Raw genomic sequence first — 17,827 nt, 5'->3', positions numbered from 1 at the left:
GATCGAACGCTTTTCAGAGGGATTCCCATGAGCAAGAAACGCAAAGTCGCCATCGTCGGTTCCGGCAATATCGGCACCGACCTGATGATCAAGGTCCTGCGCAATGCGCAGCATCTGGAAATGGGCGCCATGGTCGGTATCGACCCGGCGTCCGACGGTCTGGCCCGCGCAGCACGACTGGGCGTGGCCACTACTCATGAAGGCGTGGAGGGACTGACCCGCCTGCCGATCTTCTCCGAGATCGACTTCGTCTTCGATGCCACCAGTGCCGGCGCTCACGTGAAGAACGACGCCTTGCTGCGGGGCCACAAGCCCGGTCTTCGCGTGATCGACCTGACCCCGGCCGCGATAGGTCCGTATTGCGTGCCGGTGGTCAACCTGGAGCAACACCTCGCTGCCACCAACGTGAACATGGTGACCTGCGGCGGTCAGGCGACCATCCCGATGGTCGCGGCGGTGTCGCGGGTGGCGAAAGTCCACTACGCCGAGATCATCGCCTCCATCGCCAGCAAGTCCGCCGGCCCCGGCACCCGCGCCAATATCGACGAGTTCACCGAGACCACCAGCAAGGCCATCGAAGTGATCGGCGGGGCGGCCAAGGGCAAGGCGATCATCGTCATGAACCCGGCCGAGCCGCCCTTGATCATGCGCGACACGGTGTTCGTGCTCAGCGAGGCCGCCGACCAGGCCAAGGTCGAGGCGAGCATCGAGGAGATGGCCGCCGCCGTGCAGGCCTATGTGCCGGGCTACCGCCTGAAGCAGCAGGTGCAGTTCGACGAGGTCCGCGACCTGAACATCCCCGGCCACGGCAAGTTCTCCGGGCTGAAGACCTCGGTATTCCTCGAAGTCGAAGGCGCCGCCCACTACCTGCCGGCCTACGCCGGCAACCTCGACATCATGACCTCCGCCGCGCTGGCCACCGCCGAGCGCATGGCACAGGCGATGGGAGCTTCGGCATGAACGGCAAGCAACTCTATATCTCCGACGTGACCCTGCGCGACGGCAGCCATGCCATCCGCCACCAGTACACCCTCGATGACGTCCAGGCCATCGCCCGCGCCCTGGACAAGGCCAGGGTCGATTCCATCGAGGTCGCCCATGGCGACGGCTTGCAGGGCTCGAGCTTCAACTACGGCTTCGGCCGCCACTCCGACCTCGAGTACATCGAGGCGGTGGCCGAGGTGATCAGCCACGCGAAAATCGCCACCTTGCTGCTGCCCGGCATCGGCACCGTGCATGACCTCAAGGCCGCCTATGACGCTGGCGCCCGCGTGGTTCGCGTGGCCACCCATTGCACCGAGGCGGATGTGTCGAAGCAGCACATCGAGTACGCCCGCGAGCTGGGCATGGACACCGTCGGCTTCCTGATGATGAGCCATATGATCCCGGCGGAAGAGCTCGCTCGGCAGGGCAAGCTGATGGAAAGCTACGGCGCCCAGTGCATCTACATGGCCGACTCCGGCGGCGCCATGAACATGCACGACATCCGCGACCGCATGCGCGCGTTCAAGGCCACCCTCAAGCCGGAAACCCAGACCGGCATGCACGCCCACCACAACCTGTCGCTCGGTGTGGCCAACTCCATCGTCGCGGTGGAGGAAGGCTGCGACCGCATCGACGCCAGCCTCGCCGGGATGGGCGCCGGGGCCGGCAATGCGCCGCTGGAAGTGTTCATCGCCGCCGCCGAGCGCCTCGGCTGGAACCACGGCACCGACCTCTACACGCTGATGGATGCCGCCGACGACATTGTCCGCCCGTTGCAGGACCGTCCGGTGCGCGTGGACCGCGAGACCCTCGGCCTGGGTTATGCCGGGGTCTACTCCAGCTTCCTGCGCCATGCCGAAGTGGCCGCCGACAAGTACGGCCTGAAGACCCTGGACATCCTCGTCGAGCTGGGCCAGCGGCGGATGGTCGGCGGCCAGGAAGACATGATCGTCGACGTCGCCCTCGACCTGCTCAAGGCGCGGGCGCGGTGAGTTGACTCGTCCGGCCGGCGCGCCGGCCGAATCATCACACACGCGGGGCAGGGATGTGCCGCCGGCTGCCGCGACAGGAGTTCGCCATGCTGGCCAAGCTGTCCCTGAAGAACAAACTGCTGTTGACCATCTTGCCACTGACCTTGCTGGTCTACCTGGCCACGGTTCTGCTGGTCTACCAGTCGAGCCGGGTTTCCACCGAGGCGCTGGCGGAGGTGGCGATGCAGGCCATCGTCAAGCAGCAGGCCGCGGAAATCGCCGCCTACTTCGATGGTGCCCTGCATGCCGCGCGGATCACCGCCGACATGCTCGGCCGCGAGGTGGTCGACGGTGAGCTGGCGGACAGCCGGATCGCCGACCAGCAACTCGAGTCGCTGTTGCACAACAGCCCGCAAGCCACGGCGGCCTGGTGGCTGCCCGGCAACGCCGACAGCCAGACCCTGATGTGGCTGCGCAGCGAGCGTGCGCTACAGGCGGCTCCTGCCGAGCAGAGCCAGGCGTTGCGTGGCGCGCTCGGCAGCACGCCGGCCGAGCGCGAGAGCGTGACGCCGCCGCAGTTCCTGCCGGGCGCCGCGACGGCCCATCGGATCGTCGCGATACAGGTGCCGGTGCGCCACAACGGTCGACTGGTCGGCAGTCTGGGCCTGGCCCTGGATGCCGACCAGCTCCAGGCGCGGGTAGCGCGGTTGCGCCCGCTGGACGTCGGCGTGGCCGCGCTGACCGCCCACGACACCACCCTGGTCGCCCATCCGGATCCCAGCCGCATCGGCCGCAAGGAAGCGGAAACCGAGGCGGATTTCCTCGGCGACTACCTGCAACCGATGATCGATGCGGTGCGCAACGGCCAGAGCCTGACGATCCGCTTCTTCTCGCCGGCGATGCAGGCGGAAGTCTTCATGCTCGCCGTGCCGGTGGTCATCGGCGAAACCGGAACGCCCTGGTCGTTCGGCGCCGCCGTGCCCAGCGAGGCGGTGCTCGGCGGGGTGAAAAGCCTGGCGATCAAGCTGCTGGCGCTCGGCAGCGTGGCGATGTCGCTGCTCGCCGGCACCATCCTCCTGCTCGGCCAGGCGATGTCGCGACCGCTCCAGGCGGTGGTCCAGGCGATACGCCAACTGGCCTCGGGCGACGCCGACCTGTGTTCACGGCTGCCGGTCAACGGCCGCGACGAACTGGCGACCCTGGCCAGCGAGTTCAATCGTTTCCTCAGTACCCTGGCCGACCTGGTGCTGGAGATCCAGGGCACCAGCCAGACCTTGCAGCGCACCTCGGAGGAGTTGCAGCAGGAAAGCCAGGCTTCTGGCGCCGGGGTCGACGCCCAGCGCGACGAGGTTGGCCAACTGGCCGCGGCGATGCAGCAGATGGCGGCGACCGTCGAGGAGGTGGCGGGCAATGCCGGCCAGGCCGCCCAGGTGACCCGCGAAGGCGATCTGGCCGTCGCCCAGGGACAGGCGACCGTGGTGCGCCTGAGCGGTGCGATTGCCGAGGATGCGCAACTGCTCGGCGAGATCGCCGCGTTGGCCGGGCAACTGGACGATGCCAGCCAGGCCATCGGCGTGGTGGTGGCGGTGATCCGCGAGATCGCCGACCAGACCAACCTGCTGGCACTCAACGCGGCCATCGAGTCGGCGCGGGCCGGCGAGCAGGGGCGCGGTTTCGCGGTGGTCGCCGACGAGGTGCGCGCGCTGGCGCGGCGTACGCACAGCTCGACCGAGGAGGTGCGCAAGAGCATCGTCACCATCCAGGAGCGCACGCGCACCGTGGTCGGCATGGTCGAGCAGAGCCGCGATACCTCCCAGGCGAATGTCGCCAGGGCCCGGGAAGCCAGCATGGCGCTCGACCGCATCACCCGGATGATCGGCCAGGTGCGCGACATGAGCCAGATGATCGCCACCGCCACCGAACAGCAGGCGGCGACCAGCGAGCAGTTGTCGCGCAGCCTGGTGACCATCGCCGACAGTGCCGAGCGTACCTCGCAGAGCAGCGGCCAGGTGCAGCGGCGCAGCCATGACCTGCAGGCCCTGGCGGGGCGCCTGAGTGGCCTGGTGAGCCGCTTCCGGGTGTGACCGCCGACCGGCGCGATGCCCGGCCTTGCAGTGCACGGCATCAAATCTGCGCCCAGGGGACAAGCCATGCAGTGCCGGGATAGTCCGGCCTGCGGGCGAATCCTAGAGTCGAACTGCCTCAGTCGTCAGCCAACGACGACACCAACCTGGCGGATTCGACCCATGTCAAAACTCATGCAATTCGATCAATCCACGGCCCATCCGGTAGCGCGCGCAGCGCTCGGCCAGCGTGCCCTGCGTACCCTGATGACGGTCCTGCCGTGGTCGATCATCGCTGGCCTGCTGTGGGCCGGCCTGTTCATCAAGCCGCAGCCGGTCGGCAGCACGGTGACCCCGCCGCTGCTCGAACGGCGCGACCACTTCTACGGCCTGGCGCTGGCCCCGTCCGGCGAGGTCTGGGCCAGCGGTTCGAACGGCAAGATCCTCGCCATCGGCGCGGATGGCGACATCCGTCGCCTGGCCACGCCGACCAGGCTGACCCTGCAGGATATCGCCGTGTGGGACGCCAGCCACGCCGTGGCGGTGGGCAACGACGGCATCGTGCTTGCCAGCCGGGATGGCGGTCGCCACTGGCACGCAGCGAGCGGGGTACCGCGCTCGGAAGTCGCCAACAAGCTCAACCGCGTGCGCGTCGCCGCCGGCGGAGTGGCCATCGCCACCGGTGAGATGGGCGCGTTGCTGCTCAGCCGCGACTACGGCCAGACCTGGCGGCGCCTGCGCGACGAGGAAGACGTGGCCTGGAACGACGTGGCGATCCTCGACGGCGGCCGCCTGGTGGTGGTCGGCGAGTTCGGCCGCGTGCTGCACAGCGACGACTTCGGCCTTAACTGGCAGGAGCTGGAGGCCCCGGTTCCCGGCTCGCTGATGTCGGTGAGCTTCCGCGATGCCGACCACGGCGTCGCCGTAGGCCTGGAGGGCACCCTGCTGGTCACCCGGGATGGCGGCCTGCAGTGGGAGAGCATCGACCTCGGTATCCACGATCACCTGTTCGACGTGCTGTGGAATCCGGCCCAGGGCCGTTGGTTCGCCAGCGGCGCCCTGGGGCGCTGGGCGAGCGCCGGCCGCGCCGCCGGCGACTGGCAGAGCGGCACCCTGGATGAACGCAACCTGTCCTGGCACACCCGCGCCCTGGCGGTCGGCGACGACCTCTGGCTGGCCGGCGCCGACCTCGGCCGCTGGAACGGCCGGCAGTGGTCCCCGCTGCAACCCTGAACCCCGTCCTGGCCCTTTTCATTCGAGACGACAACATGATCGAACGCATAGCCGAACTCTGTATCCGTCGGCGCGGCCTGGTAGCCGGTAGCCTGTTCCTCCTTACCCTGGTCCTGGGCTGGTTCGCCCTGCACATCGAGGTGCGTACGGTCTTCGAGGACATGCTGCCGTCGCGCCACGAATACGTGCAGACCCACGAGAAGTTCAAGGACACGTTCGGCGGCTCGAACATGGTCACCATCATGTTCGAAGTGGAGCAGGGCGACATCTTCCAGGCCGCCGTGCTCGACAAGGTGCGTAGCGTCACCCTGGGCCTGCGCGAGGTCTCGGCGGTCAACCCGTACCAGATCACCTCGCTGGCCTCCAAGAAGCTCAAGGAGGTGCGCGCATCCACCGCCGGCATCGAAAGCCGTCCGTTGATGTGGCCCGACCTGCCGGCCGATGCCGAGGCGATGAGCGAGCTCCGGCAGGCGGTGCTGCGCAACCCGCTGGTGTATGGCCCGTACGTGTCCAAGGACTTGCAGGCGACCCTGATCAGCGTCGATTTCATCGACCAGCAGGTCGACTACGCCAAGGTGTTCAGCGAAGTGCGCGCGCTGATCGCCACGGTCGATGACGGCAGCGTGAAGATCCGCGTGGTCGGCGACCCGATCCTCTATGGCTGGGTCAGCCACTACCTGCCGGAAACCCTGCAACTGGTGATCGCCGCGCTGCTGGTGACCCTGGTCATGCTGTTCGTCCTGCTGCGCACCTGGCGCGGCGTCAGCCTGCCGCTGCTCGCCGGCGCGGTCAGCGCGCTCTGGGCGCTGGGCATCTGCCGTCTGCTGGGGATCAACTTCGAGCCGCTGGTGATCGTGGTGGCGATGCTGATCACCTCGCGGGCGGTGTCGCACTCGGTGCAGATCGTCAACCGTTTCGACGACGAACTGGAACTGCTGCCACCCGCTGCCGACACTTCCAGGATCGCCGCGCGCGTCGCCCTGGCCGACCTGTTCCGTCCCGGTATGCTCGGCGTGATCGCCGACGCCGCGTGCATGGCGGTGGTCGCCCTCAGTCCCATCCCGATGTTGCAGAAGCTGACCGTGCTGGCGGTGGTCTGGGTGTCGACGCTGACCGTCAGCGCGGTGATCCTCACCCCGGTGCTGCTGTCGTTCATCCGCAAGCCGCACGGCTCCGCGCACCCGATCAACTGCCTGCCGGCGCTGCGCAAGGTGCTCGACCTGTGCGTGTGGATCAGCCTGTCGCGGGCGCGTTTCGCGGTGCTTGGCGGCAGCCTGCTGGTGGTGATCGCCGCGGGCCTGTACTCGCTGAACCTGAAGATCGGCGACGCCAACCCCGGCTCGCCGATCCTCTGGCCGAACTCGCCGTACAACCTCGACTCGGCGGCGATCAACGCGCGCTTCGAGGGGGTCGACAGGATGTTCGTGGTGCTTGGCGACGACAGCCGGCCGGGCCTGGTCAAGGGCAACGAGGCGCTTCACGCGATGAACGCCTTCCAGCGCTTCATCGAGGCGCAGCCGGAAGTCGGCGGCTCGCTCTCCATCGCCGACGTGCTGCCGCACGTGAACAGCAGCCTGCGCGAAGGCAACCCGCGCTACCTGGAGCTGGGCGACAGCAGCACGATCAACGGCAGCCTGGTGGCGATGCTCGACTCGGTGTCCGAGCCGGGCGACATCTCGCGCTTCGCCGACGACCAGTACGCCAACGGCTCGGTGACCCTGATGTTCCGCGACCGCCAGGGCGAGACCATTCGTACCGCCGTGGCGCGGATCAAGGAGTTCATCGCCAGCCATCCGCTCGCCGAAGGCCACTGGCAACTCGCCGGGGGCGTGATCGGGGTGATGGCGGCGGTCAACGAGATCATCCTGTCCAGCCAGATCGAGGCGATCGCCCTGGCCCTGCTGGTGCTCGCGGTGATCTGCACGGTGGTCTACCGCTCCTCGATGGCCGGCATGGTGTTCATGGTGCCGGTGATCATTTCCAACATGCTGACCTTCGCCTTCATGACCTGGAAGGGCATCGGCATGAACATCAACACCGTGCCGGTGGCGGCGCTCGGCATCGGCCTGGGCGTGGACTACGCGTTCTACATCGTCGACCGCATCAAGGAAGAGATCGCCGCCGGCAGCACGCCCGAGCATGCCATCCGCCAGTCCCTGCATTCGGCCGGCATGGGGGTGATCGTCACCGCCAGCGTGCTGATCCTCGCCACCCTGCTGTGGTGGCTGTCGTCGTTGCGCTTCCAGGCCGAGATGGGGCTGCTGATGGCCATCTGGCTGAGCGTCTCGGCGTTCTCCGCGCTGTTCGTCATGCCATCGCTGGTCTACGTGTTCCGCCCGCGCTTCATCTTCGGCGAGCGCCCGGAAGCGCTCGCCGAGACCCCCCCCGGCTCCTGCCAGCCGGCCTGAAACGGGTTCCTACAACAACAACGCAAACGGTTTCTCGCTGCCATCACCTCCTGGGGAGACAACATGTACAAGCACCGCATCCAGGGCGCGTCCAAGCGCGCCCCGTTCGACAAGCTCGCCCTGGCCATCGCCCTCGGCACCCTGGCCACGCCGCTGCTGGCCGACGACAGCCTCAAGATCGACGGCTACCTGCGCGAAGAGCTGTCCTGGAACGCCAAGAACTGGGAAGACACGCCAGGCTACGACGACAAGGGCAAGCTCTCGATGGCGCGCAGCACCGCGCGGCTCAACCTGGAGTGGCAGGCCACCGACAGCATCTCGGTGGTGGCCAAGCTGCGCGCCTCGCGCGAGGTGAAGACCGGCTTCCTCGAGCATCTCGAGGACATGGGCGCGAACAACTACCATGAGGCCGACGGCAAGGGCGACATCATGGATCTCTACAACAAGGAAGAGATCCGCGAGCTGTACATCGACTTCCCGGTCGGCGAGCGCACCTCGTTCCGCATCGGCAAGCAGCAGATCGCCTGGGGCGAGACCGACTTCTTCGCCGCCAACGACCTGGTGCATGGCTTCGACAACACCTGGCGCAGCTTCCTCGAACCGGCCAACGAGGAACTGCGCAAGACCAACAACATCATCAAGATGAACGTCGACGTGCCCGAGCTGGATGGCGGCCTGGAGGTCTTCGTGCGTCCGGGGCTGGATCGCAAGGCGGACATCGGCACCGAGATCGACATCTACGGCGGCCGCTGGTCGAGCCAGCCCTATGCCGGCGTCGATTTCCGCAACATCGACCCGTACAACTTCGAGAACGACGAAGGCGACTACCGCGACGTGACCGGCGGCCTGCGCTGGAGCGGCCTGTACGGCGACACCAACTACTCGCTGTCGTACCTGAAGACCTTCTACAACTCGCCGATCCTCAACGCCTCGGACAACCTGGCGATCGTCGGCCAGCCGGATACGCCGTCCGGCGCGGTGACCCGTGGCACCGACCAGACCCGTGGCGTCGCCGGCGAGGTGATCTACCCGATCGTCGATATCTTCGGCTTCACCGCCAGCCGCTACTCCGAATGGGCCGACGCGGTGTTCAGCACCGAGCTCGCCTACATCAAGGACGCGCCGTACCAGATCGAGCTGTCGACACCGACCCTGATCAGCCAGATCGTCGCGCCCGGTTTCGACGGTTTCACCCGCAAGGACGTGCTGGCGATGATGCTGCGCATGGACAAGAACATCGCCGCCACCCAGAGCTTGCTGGGCACGGAAAAGCCGATGTTCTTCTCGGTGCAGTTGTTCGACAAGTGGGTGCAGAACTTCGACGAGGACGACCAGTTGCTCTACAGCGTCGGCTGGGGCGGCAAGGTCAAGGAGCACTCGGTGCTGGCCACCGCCATCTTCGACCTCAGCTACAACAGCGGGCGTATCCGTCCGAACCTGGTGGTCGGCGCCGACCTGAGCAACGGCGGCGGCTTCGCGGTGCCCTCGGTGACTTTCGAGCTGTCCAGCAAGTGGCGCTGGAAGATCGAGTACGACGCCTTCTGGGACGACGATTCGCGCGATGCCGACAAGTGCACCCCCGGCAATGCCGCCACCTGCGACGGCACCACGCTGTTCGGCTACTTCCACAACCGCGACCAGTTGTACACCAGCCTGACCTACCTGTTCTGAGCCACACCGGAGACCACGCCATGACCGTATCCCGTTTCGCCCTGCGCCAGTCCCTGGCCGCTGGCCTCATCGCGGCGGCCGGCAGCCTGCCGACTTTCGCACTCGCCGCCGAGCTGCCGGCCGGCACGGTGATTTCCGCCGCCAACCTCGACCAGATCAAGAACGACACCTTCGAAGGCCACACCATCGCCAGCCTGCTCACCGAGAAGATGGAATGGCGCATCCGCAACAGCGGTTGGAAACTGCCGCTGGCCAAGTCGAAGAACGTCGAGCTCGACCCGCGCTGGGTCAAGGCCACCCAGGCCAACGCCGGCAAGACCTCGATCAACCAGGAAGCCTGCCGGATCGATGGCTGGGGCGCCGGCGCACCGTTCCCCGATATCGACGAGAAGGACCCGCAGGCGGGGGCGAAAATCGTCTGGAACTTCCATCTCGGCCAGTTGGTCGGCGACGTTTCCCAGGTGCCGAACTTCACCCAGTTGCTGATCGACGGCCAGCGCGGCGTGCACGCCGAACCGGTCGCCGAGTTCACCCGCTACACCATGAAGGGCCGCCTGACCGGCGACAGCCCGGTGGAGGGTGACGGCAGCGAGCGTGGCCGGCAGTTGCTCTACTTCAAGTCGCCCTCGGACATGAAAGGGCTCGGCACCTACACCGTCATGTACGACGCCGAGAAGGTCAACGACGTGTGGGCCTACATCCCGGCGGTACGTCGCGTGCGCCGCCTGTCCGGCGGGGCCTGGATGGACCCCGTGGGTTCTTCCGACCAGTTGCAGGACGACCTGGAGGGCTTCAACGCGCGGCCCTGCTGGTATCCCGAATACAAGTTGCTCGGCAAGCGCTGGGTGCTGGCCGCGGCCAACGCCCGCACGGACCTGTGGAATACCCAGGGCAAGAGCTTCGAGGAGAAGTACCCGGGCCTGGAGAACCAGCCGCCGTACTGGAACATCAACAACGACAACTTCGAGCCGCGCGAAGTCTACGTGGTCGAGGCGATCACGCCGTCGACCCACCCCTACAGCAAGAAGGTGCTCTACGTGGAGACCCGCTTCCCGCGCATCCACTACGCCGAGGCCTACAACCGCAAGGGCGAGTTCTGGAAGTTCATGGAGTTCCACACCCACTACAACGCGCAGGACGGCGACATGCGCACCGCGGGTAGCGCGGTGATCGACTTCCAGCGCAACCACGCGACCCTGTCGCTGATCGACATGGCGACCTGGAAGACCAACTTCGCCGCCAAGGCCAGCGATTTCTCCCTGCAAGCCCTGCAGAAGGCCGGTCGCTAGTTTCGCCGTGCCCGGCGGCTCGCGTCGCCCGGGCCGTCGCTCCATCCGCCGTGGCCAGCCCCGGCGGACACGATAGCAAACACAACGGTCGGCGCCGCCCCGCGACAGCCGAACCGGAGGAGAGCCTTGCCATGTCGATGATGAAAGCCGCGCGCCTGCATGAAATCGGCGGTCGCTTCACCTTTGACGACGTCCCGCTGCCCACCCCTGGCGAGCACGATGTGCTGGTCAAGGTCGAGGCCAGCGGGATCATCCCCAACCTGAAGAACGTCACCACCCATTTCCCCGAGTGGTATCCCTTCCTGCCGTTGCCGGCGCTGCCGGCGATCTTCGGCCTGGACAGTGCCGGCACCGTCGTCGCGGTGGGCGGCAAGGTGCGTTCGTTCAAGCCTGGCGACCGCGTCTACGTCAATCCCGGCGTCGGCTGCGGCGAGTGCCGCTACTGCCGTCAGGGCGAGGCGCCGCGTTGCGATGCCTACACCTTCCTGGGCTACTTCGGCTTCGGTCCGGGCTCGCAACAGGTGTTCCGGCAGTACCCCTATGCCGGCTACGGCCAGTACATGACCGCGCCCGCGACCAACCTGGTGCGCCTGCCGCAACGCCTGAGCTTCGCCCAGGCGACCCGTTTCGGTTACCTCGGCACCGCCTATTCGGCGATCCGCAAGTCGGCGCTGCGGCCCGGCCAGAGCATCCTGATCCTTGGTGCCTCGGGAACCCTGGGCGTTGGCGCCGCGCTGCTCGCCCTCGCCTTCGGTGCCGCCCGCATCCTGGTCGCCGCGCGCGACGAGGGCGCGCTGGCCAGGCTCAAGCGACTGGCGCCGGAACGCATCGAGGCGGTGCGCATCGGCGGCGGCGATCTTCGCCAGCAGGTACTCGACCTGGTTCCCGGCGGCGTCGATGTGATGCTCGACACCCTGGGTGCGAAGGCCCCGGCGGCGCTTTCGGTGGAGGCCATGCAAGCGGTGGCCCGGGGCGGGCGGATCATCCAGATCGGTGGCGTGGCCGGGCCGATCCCCATCGACCCGCACCCGTTCATGTGCGCGCAATTGCAGTACATCGGCTCGCTGTGGTTCACCACCGCCGAGGGTGACGAGATGGCCAGCATGATCGAAGCCGGTACCGTCGACCTGTCGCTGCTGGAAGAGCGTCGCTATGCGCTGGAGCAACTCAACGAAGCGCTCGACGACATCCAGACCCAGGCCAACGGTTTCACCAACTTCCACATCGTTCACGGCTGATCGCCAGGTCCGGTCGTCATGTGCGGCCGGGCCGGCCTGCCTTCGGGATGCGACTGACAATGACAACAATACGCACCGTGACCGGCCACGACAGTGCCGGTGCCTCGACCATCATCAGCCACGGGCCGCTGCCCGGCTGCGAGGAGTTCATCCACTCACCCGGCTTCTCCGCCGCCCTGGTCTGGCGGACCCCGCCGCAGGCGCGGATCGTCGATCATCCCGGCGACCCGGCCCAGGCGGAATCAGTGATCCCGGCGCCGGGCGGCAGCAGCGCGCTGCTGGTTACCTTCCCACCGGACGACCTGGCCGGCGGCGCGGATTTCGACCCGCTCGCCGCCGCCGAGGAACTCTGCCAGCGCCTGCCCGGCCTTGGTGAGCGCTTCGAGGCCGAAGCCCCCGGTTTCCATCGCACCGACACCATCGACTACGGCGTGGTGCTCGACGGCGAAATCACCCTGGAACTGGATGACGGGCGCACCAGCATGCTGCGCCAGGGTGACATCGTGGTGCAGATGGGAACACGCCACGCCTGGCGCAACCGCGGTAACACCCCGGCGCGGCTGTTGTTCGTGCTGATCGGGGCGCAGCGGCCGCCGCGAGGGGACTGAACCCCGGGCGAACATGCTGGAAAAGCGGCAGATTCCGGCCATTCCCGGTCATTTCCGGGGATGCGTGGCGGCGTGGCCGGGTGATGGCATCCTGCTGGCGCCACCGGTCGGGGAGGACCGCAACAGGGCATGCTTCTTGCCTCTTTCCAGATGCGGGACCGCGGCCGCCAAGAGTGTTACTCGCAGAGCCGGCCATCGCCCCGCAACCGGCGAGTCATCCGCATGCCAGGCCCGAATGGCGGGCCATGCCACCCTTGGCCCGATGACTCGCAACACATGCGCGAAGACCGTGATTAGCCAACATAACCATAACTGGGTTCGCGTGCCTTGCATCAACAAGACTGTCTGTCCCGTGGCATTCAGGGCAGAGGATAAGCGCAATGGAAAATCTGGTTTTTTCGGCGGCAACGCCGCCCGAGGTCGTCCTGTCCCGCTTCGAACTGTGTCGTACCCATGATCTGGAAGAAGCGCGCCAATGGGGCGAACGCATCTTCTGCGCAAACCGCCTGCGCAGCCTGGACACCAAGGGCGCGGTGAACACGCGCATCTATTACCGGCGCATCGGCGGGGTCGGTATCGGACGGATGAGCTATGGCGGCGACGTCACCATCGATCCCGGCGTGCTCGATTCCTTCGCCCTGATCCAGATGCCGATCCGTGGCCAGGAGATGGTCACCTGCGGCAACCAGCAGGTGCACTCCACGCCCAGCCTGGGCACGGTGCTCAGTCCCCAGTCGCCGATCACCATCCATCATTGCGACAGCACGGAGAAACTGATCATCCGTGTCGATCGCAGCCTGCTCGAACGGCACTGCCAGCAGCATCTCGGCCGTACCCTGCGCAAGGACATCGAGTTCCAGGCGGCGATGCCGCTGGACACTCCGGAAGGCCATCGCTGGATGCGCATGGTCGGCTGGCTCTACGACAGCCTGTCGGTCGACGACGAGCTGCCGCCGCTGCTCGCCGCGCAGTTCGAAAGCACGCTGGTCAACATGCTGCTGTCCTGCCAGCCGAACACCTATAGCGAGGAACTGTGCAGCGACCAGCGCTCGTCCATCGCGCCGTCCTTCGTCAAGCGCGTGGAGCGCTTCATCGAGGAACACGCCCACGAGCCGATCTCCATCGTCGAGATGGCCGAGCACGCCGGGGTCAGCAGCCGCTCGCTGTTCACCGGCTTCCGCCGTTTCCGCAACACTTCGCCGATGCTCTACCTCAAGGAAATCCGCCTGCGTCATGTGCAGGAAGAACTGCAACGGCAGAGTCCGGGCAGCACCACGGTGACTGCCGTGGCCTTCCGCTGGGGCTTCAGCCACCTCGGCCATTTCACCACCGACTACAAGCGCCGGTTCGGCGAAAGCCCGTCGGAGACCCTTGCCCGCTGAGGGCTCGCGGACATGGATGTCCCTGCCGCGCACTTTCTGCGCTAGTGGGATAAGCCGCTCAGTCAGGGGAGCGTCAGCCCCGCTCCAGCTTCCTAGGATGACCCTCAAGCGCACCGCCCCACGGTGCCATTGTCCTGTCAGCCTACCGGGAGCCTTCTCATGTCCGAGCAACCCATCATCCGCCGTCGTGTGGTGAAAACCGGCATCAGCGATGCCCGTGCCAACAACGCCAAGACCCAGAGCCAGTACCAACCGTACAAGGATGCCGCCTGGGGCTTCATCAACCACTGGTACCCGGCGCTGTTCAGTAACGAGCTGGCCGAGGACCAGGTCGAGGGTATCCAGATCTGCGGCGTGCCGATCGTGCTGCGGCGTGTCAACGGCAAGGTGTTCGCCCTCAAGGACCAGTGCCTGCACCGTGGCGTGCGGCTCTCGGAGAAGCCGATGTGCTTCACCAAGAGCACCATTTCCTGCTGGTACCACGGCTTCACCTTCGACCTGGAGAGCGGCAAGCTGGTGACCATCGTCGCCAACCCGGAAGACAAGCTGATCGGCACCACCGGCATCACCACCTACCCGGTGCATGAGGTCAACGGCATGATCTTCGTCTTCGTCCGCGAAGACGATTTCCCCGACGAGGACGTGCCCCCGCTGGCCCACGACCTGCCGTTCCGCTTCCCCGAGCGCAGCGAGGAATTCCCCCATCCGCTGTGGCCCGCCTCGCCGAGCGTGCTGGATGACAACGCCATGCCCCTGGGCATGCACCGCACCGGCTATGGCAACTGGCGGATCGCCTGCGAGAACGGTTTCGACAACGCGCACATCCTGGTGCACAAGGACAACACCATCGTCCATGCCATGGAGTGGGTATTGCCACTCGGCCTGCTGCCGACCAGCGACGACTGCATTGCCGTGGTCGAGGACGAGGGTGGCCCGAAGGGCCTGGTGCAGTGGCTGTTCACCGACAAGTGGGCGCCGATCATGGAGAACAAGGAACTCGACCTCAAGGTGGAAGGCCTCAAGGGGCGCTATTACCGCACCTCGGTGGTCCTGCCCGGGGTACTGATGGTCGAGAACTGGCCGGGCGAGCACATGGCCCAGTACGAATGGTATGTGCCGATCACCGACGATACCCACGAGTACTGGGAAATCATCGTGCGTGTCTGCGACACCCCGGAAGAGCGCGAGAAGCATCAGTATCGCTACGACCGTGTGTACAAGCCGCTGTGCCTGCACGGCTTCAACGACTGCGACCTGTATGCCCGCGAGGCCATGCAGAACTTCTACTACGACGGCACCGGCTGGGACGACGAGCAGTTGGTGGCCACCGACATCTCGCCGATCACCTGGCGCAAGATGGCTTCGCGCTGGAATCGCGGCATCGCCAAGCCCGGCCGTGGCGTGGCCGGCGCGGTCAAGCACACCAGCCTGATCTTCAAGGACACCGCCGACGGTCATCGTCCGGGCTACAAGGTCCGCCAGATCGAAGAAGACTGATCCCGGCAGCGGTCCGGCGCACGCCGGACCGCCCTCGGCGAGGATATTTCCCGATGAGTGAGTCACTCGTTTCCCATGGCCGTTTCGTCACGGTCGACGGGGTGCGCCTGCATTACCGCGAGGTCGACGGCCCGGATGATCGCCCGCCGGTGATCTTCACCCACGGCGGTGGTCCCGGCAGCAGCGCCTGGAGCAACTTCCACCGCAGCGCCGCCGTCTTCGCCGCGCGGCAGCGCTGCTATTTCCTCGACTTCCCGCAGTTCGGCGGCTCCGACATGGTGGCGGTCGACGGCCCGGTGTTCAGTTGGCACGCGCGCAAGCTGCTCGGCTTCCTCGATGCGCTGGGCATCGCCCGCGCGCACCTGGTCAACCAGTCGTTCGGCGGCTGCGTGGCGATCCGCTTCGCCGCCGCGCATCCCGAGCGGGTAGGGCGGATGGTGCTGATCGGCTCGCAGCCGGTGGCGCGTGGCGTGATGCAGCCGCTGCCGCTGTTCAGCAAGCATGCCGCCACGCTGATGAGCGACTACTTCCTCGCCGACGGCGGGCCGAGCCTGGACAAGATGCGCGCGCTGATCTGCCGCTACGAGCTGCACGACGACCGCGCTATCGACGAAGAGTCCCTGCGCCTGCGCTACGAGGCGAGCTGCAATCCCGGCTTCCGTGCCTTGCTCGAACGGCCCGGCGCGTTCGGCGAGTGGGAGAGCCTGGTGCCGCTGTTCGCCGAGGTGAAGGCGCCGAGCCTGATCCTCTGGGGCCTGCACGACTGGTTCGGCGGCATCGATGTGCCGATGTTGATGGTCAACCAGTTCGCCGACGCGCGCCTGCACGTGATCGGCAACGCCGCGCACCATCTGCAGAGTGAATGCCCGGGCGAATTCAACACGCTCGCCATCAATTTTCTCGAGGGCTACCCATGAGTACCAGCAGCGATCTGCACTACCTGGAGATGTACGAGCTGTCGCGGCTGATCCGTACCGGCAGGCTCTCGCCAGTGGAGGTCACCGAGGCGCAGTTGGCGCGCATCGACCAGCTTGACGGCAGGCTGCACAGCTACGCCCGGATCACCCCGGAACTGGCCCTGGAGCAGGCGCGCCAGGCCGAGCGCGAGCTGGCGCGCGGCGAATGCCGCAGTCCGCTGCACGGCATCCCGCTGGCGGTGAAGGACCTGTTCCATACCGCCGGAGTGCCCACCGCGGCAGGCATGCCGATCCACCGCGACTTCATCCCACGGGAAGATGCCACCGTGGTCGCCCGCCTGCGCGAAGCCGGCAGCGTGTTGCTCGGCAAGTTGCAGATGACCGAGGGCGCGTTCGCGATCCACCACCCGGATATCGTCGCCCCGGTAAACCCCTGGGGCGCCGACCACTGGGCCGGTGCTTCGTCCAGTGGCTGTGGCGTGGCCACCGCGGCCGGCCTCTGCTACGCCTCGCTGGGCAGCGACACCGGCGGCTCGATCCGCTTCCCCTGTGCCGCCAACGGGCTCACCGGACTCAAGCCGACCTGGGGGCGGGTCAGCCGCCATGGCACGTTCGAACTGGCCGCCAGCCTCGACCATGTCGGACCGATCACCCGCAGCGCGCGCGATGCGTTGTTCCTGCTGTCGACCATTGCCGGCCACGACCCCAGGGACCCGACCTCGCTGCCCAGCGTGTGCCTGGAGGTGCCCGGCATCGACGACTCGTTCCGTGGCCTGCGCGTCGGCATCGACGAGGCCTGGCTGAGCGACGGCGTCGACCCGGTGATCCAGGAAGCGCTGCAACTGGTCATGGCGATCATCCGCGATGGCGGCGGCAGCCTGTTGCGAGTGCGCATGCCGGATACCCGCGCGGTGAGCGGCAACTGGGAACGCCACTGCGGCGTGCAGACCGCCGTGGCGCACGCCGAGACCTATCCACGGCGCGCCGCCGAATACGGCCCGGCACTCAGCCGGCTGATCGACGGCGGGCGCGAGATGAGCGGCATGGACTACCAGCGCATCCTGCTCGACGCGCAGCGTTTCAGCGGCGAACTGGACTGCGTGCTCAACGAGGTCGACCTGCTGCTCGCACCGGTTCAGCCCTACGCCGCGCCGACCCACGCGCAACTGGCGAACCTGGCCCAGGACCCGGAAGCCAACCGCCGGCTGATCCAGTTCACCGCGCCGTTCAATGTCAGCGGCCATCCCTGCCTGAGCCTGCCCTGCGGCTTCACCGGCGACGGCCTGCCACTCGGCTGCCAGTTCATCGCCGGCAAAGGGGCCGAGGCGCTGCTGTGCCGCGCCGGCATGGCGCTGCAAAAGGTCAGCACCTGGCACCGCGTGCATCCCCCGGGTCTGTAACGACTCCTTTGTTGGCCCGTGCCGTTCTGGCACGGGTTTTTTTTTGTTTCACGATGACTCCAGCATCGCAATTCGCTGGACTACGCCAGGGCTAGATACAGCAGGTTTATCAACCACTTAGGCGAGTTCAACATATGCCGGTGCTTTCCGAAATTTGACCCGGCTT

13 protein-coding genes are annotated in these 17,827 nt (G+C 66.7%); all 13 read left to right on the top strand.

Translation table 11 applies throughout. The features are described from left to right. The first annotated feature begins 27 nt into the window (after positions 1 to 27). The 13 genes from PSEWESI4_RS02205 (at position 28) to PSEWESI4_RS02145 (ending at position 17,661) form a co-directional block, all read left to right on the top strand. Positions 28 to 960, top strand: a complete 933-nt coding sequence (locus PSEWESI4_RS02205; RefSeq protein WP_187669541.1) for an acetaldehyde dehydrogenase (acetylating) — start codon at positions 28 to 30, stop codon at positions 958 to 960. Then, positions 957 to 1,976: a 4-hydroxy-2-oxovalerate aldolase gene (gene dmpG, locus PSEWESI4_RS02200; RefSeq protein ID WP_187669540.1), complete on the top strand. Its 1,020-nt coding sequence runs from the start codon at positions 957 to 959 to the stop codon at positions 1,974 to 1,976. Before PSEWESI4_RS02205 ends, dmpG begins: the two co-directional genes overlap by 4 nt. An 86-nt stretch (positions 1,977 to 2,062) precedes the next feature. Further along, on the top strand, positions 2,063 to 4,039 hold the full coding sequence (locus PSEWESI4_RS25530; protein ID WP_187669539.1) for a methyl-accepting chemotaxis protein: 1,977 nt from the start codon (positions 2,063 to 2,065) through the stop codon (positions 4,037 to 4,039). 162 nt (positions 4,040 to 4,201) lie between these two features. Next, entirely contained in the window at positions 4,202 to 5,251 is a 1,050-nt protein-coding gene (locus PSEWESI4_RS02190) for a WD40/YVTN/BNR-like repeat-containing protein (protein WP_187669538.1), read from the top strand. A 35-nt stretch (positions 5,252 to 5,286) separates the two neighbouring features. Further along, entirely contained in the window at positions 5,287 to 7,659 is a 2,373-nt protein-coding gene (locus PSEWESI4_RS02185; RefSeq protein WP_187669537.1) for an efflux RND transporter permease subunit, read from the top strand. A 63-nt stretch (positions 7,660 to 7,722) separates the two neighbouring features. Next, complete coding sequence (locus PSEWESI4_RS02180) at positions 7,723 to 9,330, top strand: DUF1302 family protein (RefSeq protein WP_187669536.1); 1,608 nt, start codon at positions 7,723 to 7,725, stop codon at positions 9,328 to 9,330. A gap of 20 nt (positions 9,331 to 9,350) precedes the next feature. Continuing rightward, on the top strand, positions 9,351 to 10,619 hold the full coding sequence (locus tag PSEWESI4_RS02175; RefSeq protein ID WP_187669535.1) for a DUF1329 domain-containing protein: 1,269 nt from the start codon (positions 9,351 to 9,353) through the stop codon (positions 10,617 to 10,619). A gap of 131 nt (positions 10,620 to 10,750) precedes the next feature. After that, positions 10,751 to 11,857, top strand: a complete 1,107-nt coding sequence (locus PSEWESI4_RS02170) for an alcohol dehydrogenase catalytic domain-containing protein (protein WP_187669534.1) — start codon at positions 10,751 to 10,753, stop codon at positions 11,855 to 11,857. A gap of 59 nt (positions 11,858 to 11,916) precedes the next feature. After that, a complete protein-coding gene (locus PSEWESI4_RS02165) occupies positions 11,917 to 12,465 on the top strand; it encodes a cupin domain-containing protein (RefSeq protein WP_187669533.1) in 549 nt (182 codons plus the stop codon). A 380-nt stretch (positions 12,466 to 12,845) separates the two neighbouring features. After that, positions 12,846 to 13,847, top strand: a complete 1,002-nt coding sequence (locus PSEWESI4_RS02160) for an AraC family transcriptional regulator (RefSeq protein ID WP_187669532.1) — start codon at positions 12,846 to 12,848, stop codon at positions 13,845 to 13,847. A 159-nt stretch (positions 13,848 to 14,006) separates the two neighbouring features. Further along, the gene (locus PSEWESI4_RS02155) at positions 14,007 to 15,344 is read left to right on the top strand and encodes a Rieske 2Fe-2S domain-containing protein (RefSeq protein ID WP_187669531.1); all 1,338 of its coding nucleotides are present in this window, start codon (positions 14,007 to 14,009) and stop codon (positions 15,342 to 15,344) included. A gap of 53 nt (positions 15,345 to 15,397) precedes the next feature. Continuing rightward, complete coding sequence (locus PSEWESI4_RS02150; protein WP_187669530.1) at positions 15,398 to 16,261, top strand: alpha/beta fold hydrolase; 864 nt, start codon at positions 15,398 to 15,400, stop codon at positions 16,259 to 16,261. Continuing rightward, complete coding sequence (locus PSEWESI4_RS02145; RefSeq protein ID WP_187669529.1) at positions 16,258 to 17,661, top strand: amidase; 1,404 nt, start codon at positions 16,258 to 16,260, stop codon at positions 17,659 to 17,661. The genes PSEWESI4_RS02150 and PSEWESI4_RS02145 overlap by 4 nt, the downstream gene beginning before the upstream one ends. The last annotated feature ends 166 nt before the right edge of the window (positions 17,662 to 17,827 follow it).

The sequence above is a fragment of the Zestomonas carbonaria genome (assembly GCF_904061905.1).
GTDB lineage: Bacteria > Pseudomonadota > Gammaproteobacteria > Pseudomonadales > Pseudomonadaceae > Aquipseudomonas > Aquipseudomonas carbonaria.
This window is presented reverse-complemented; position numbering and strand designations above follow the sequence as displayed.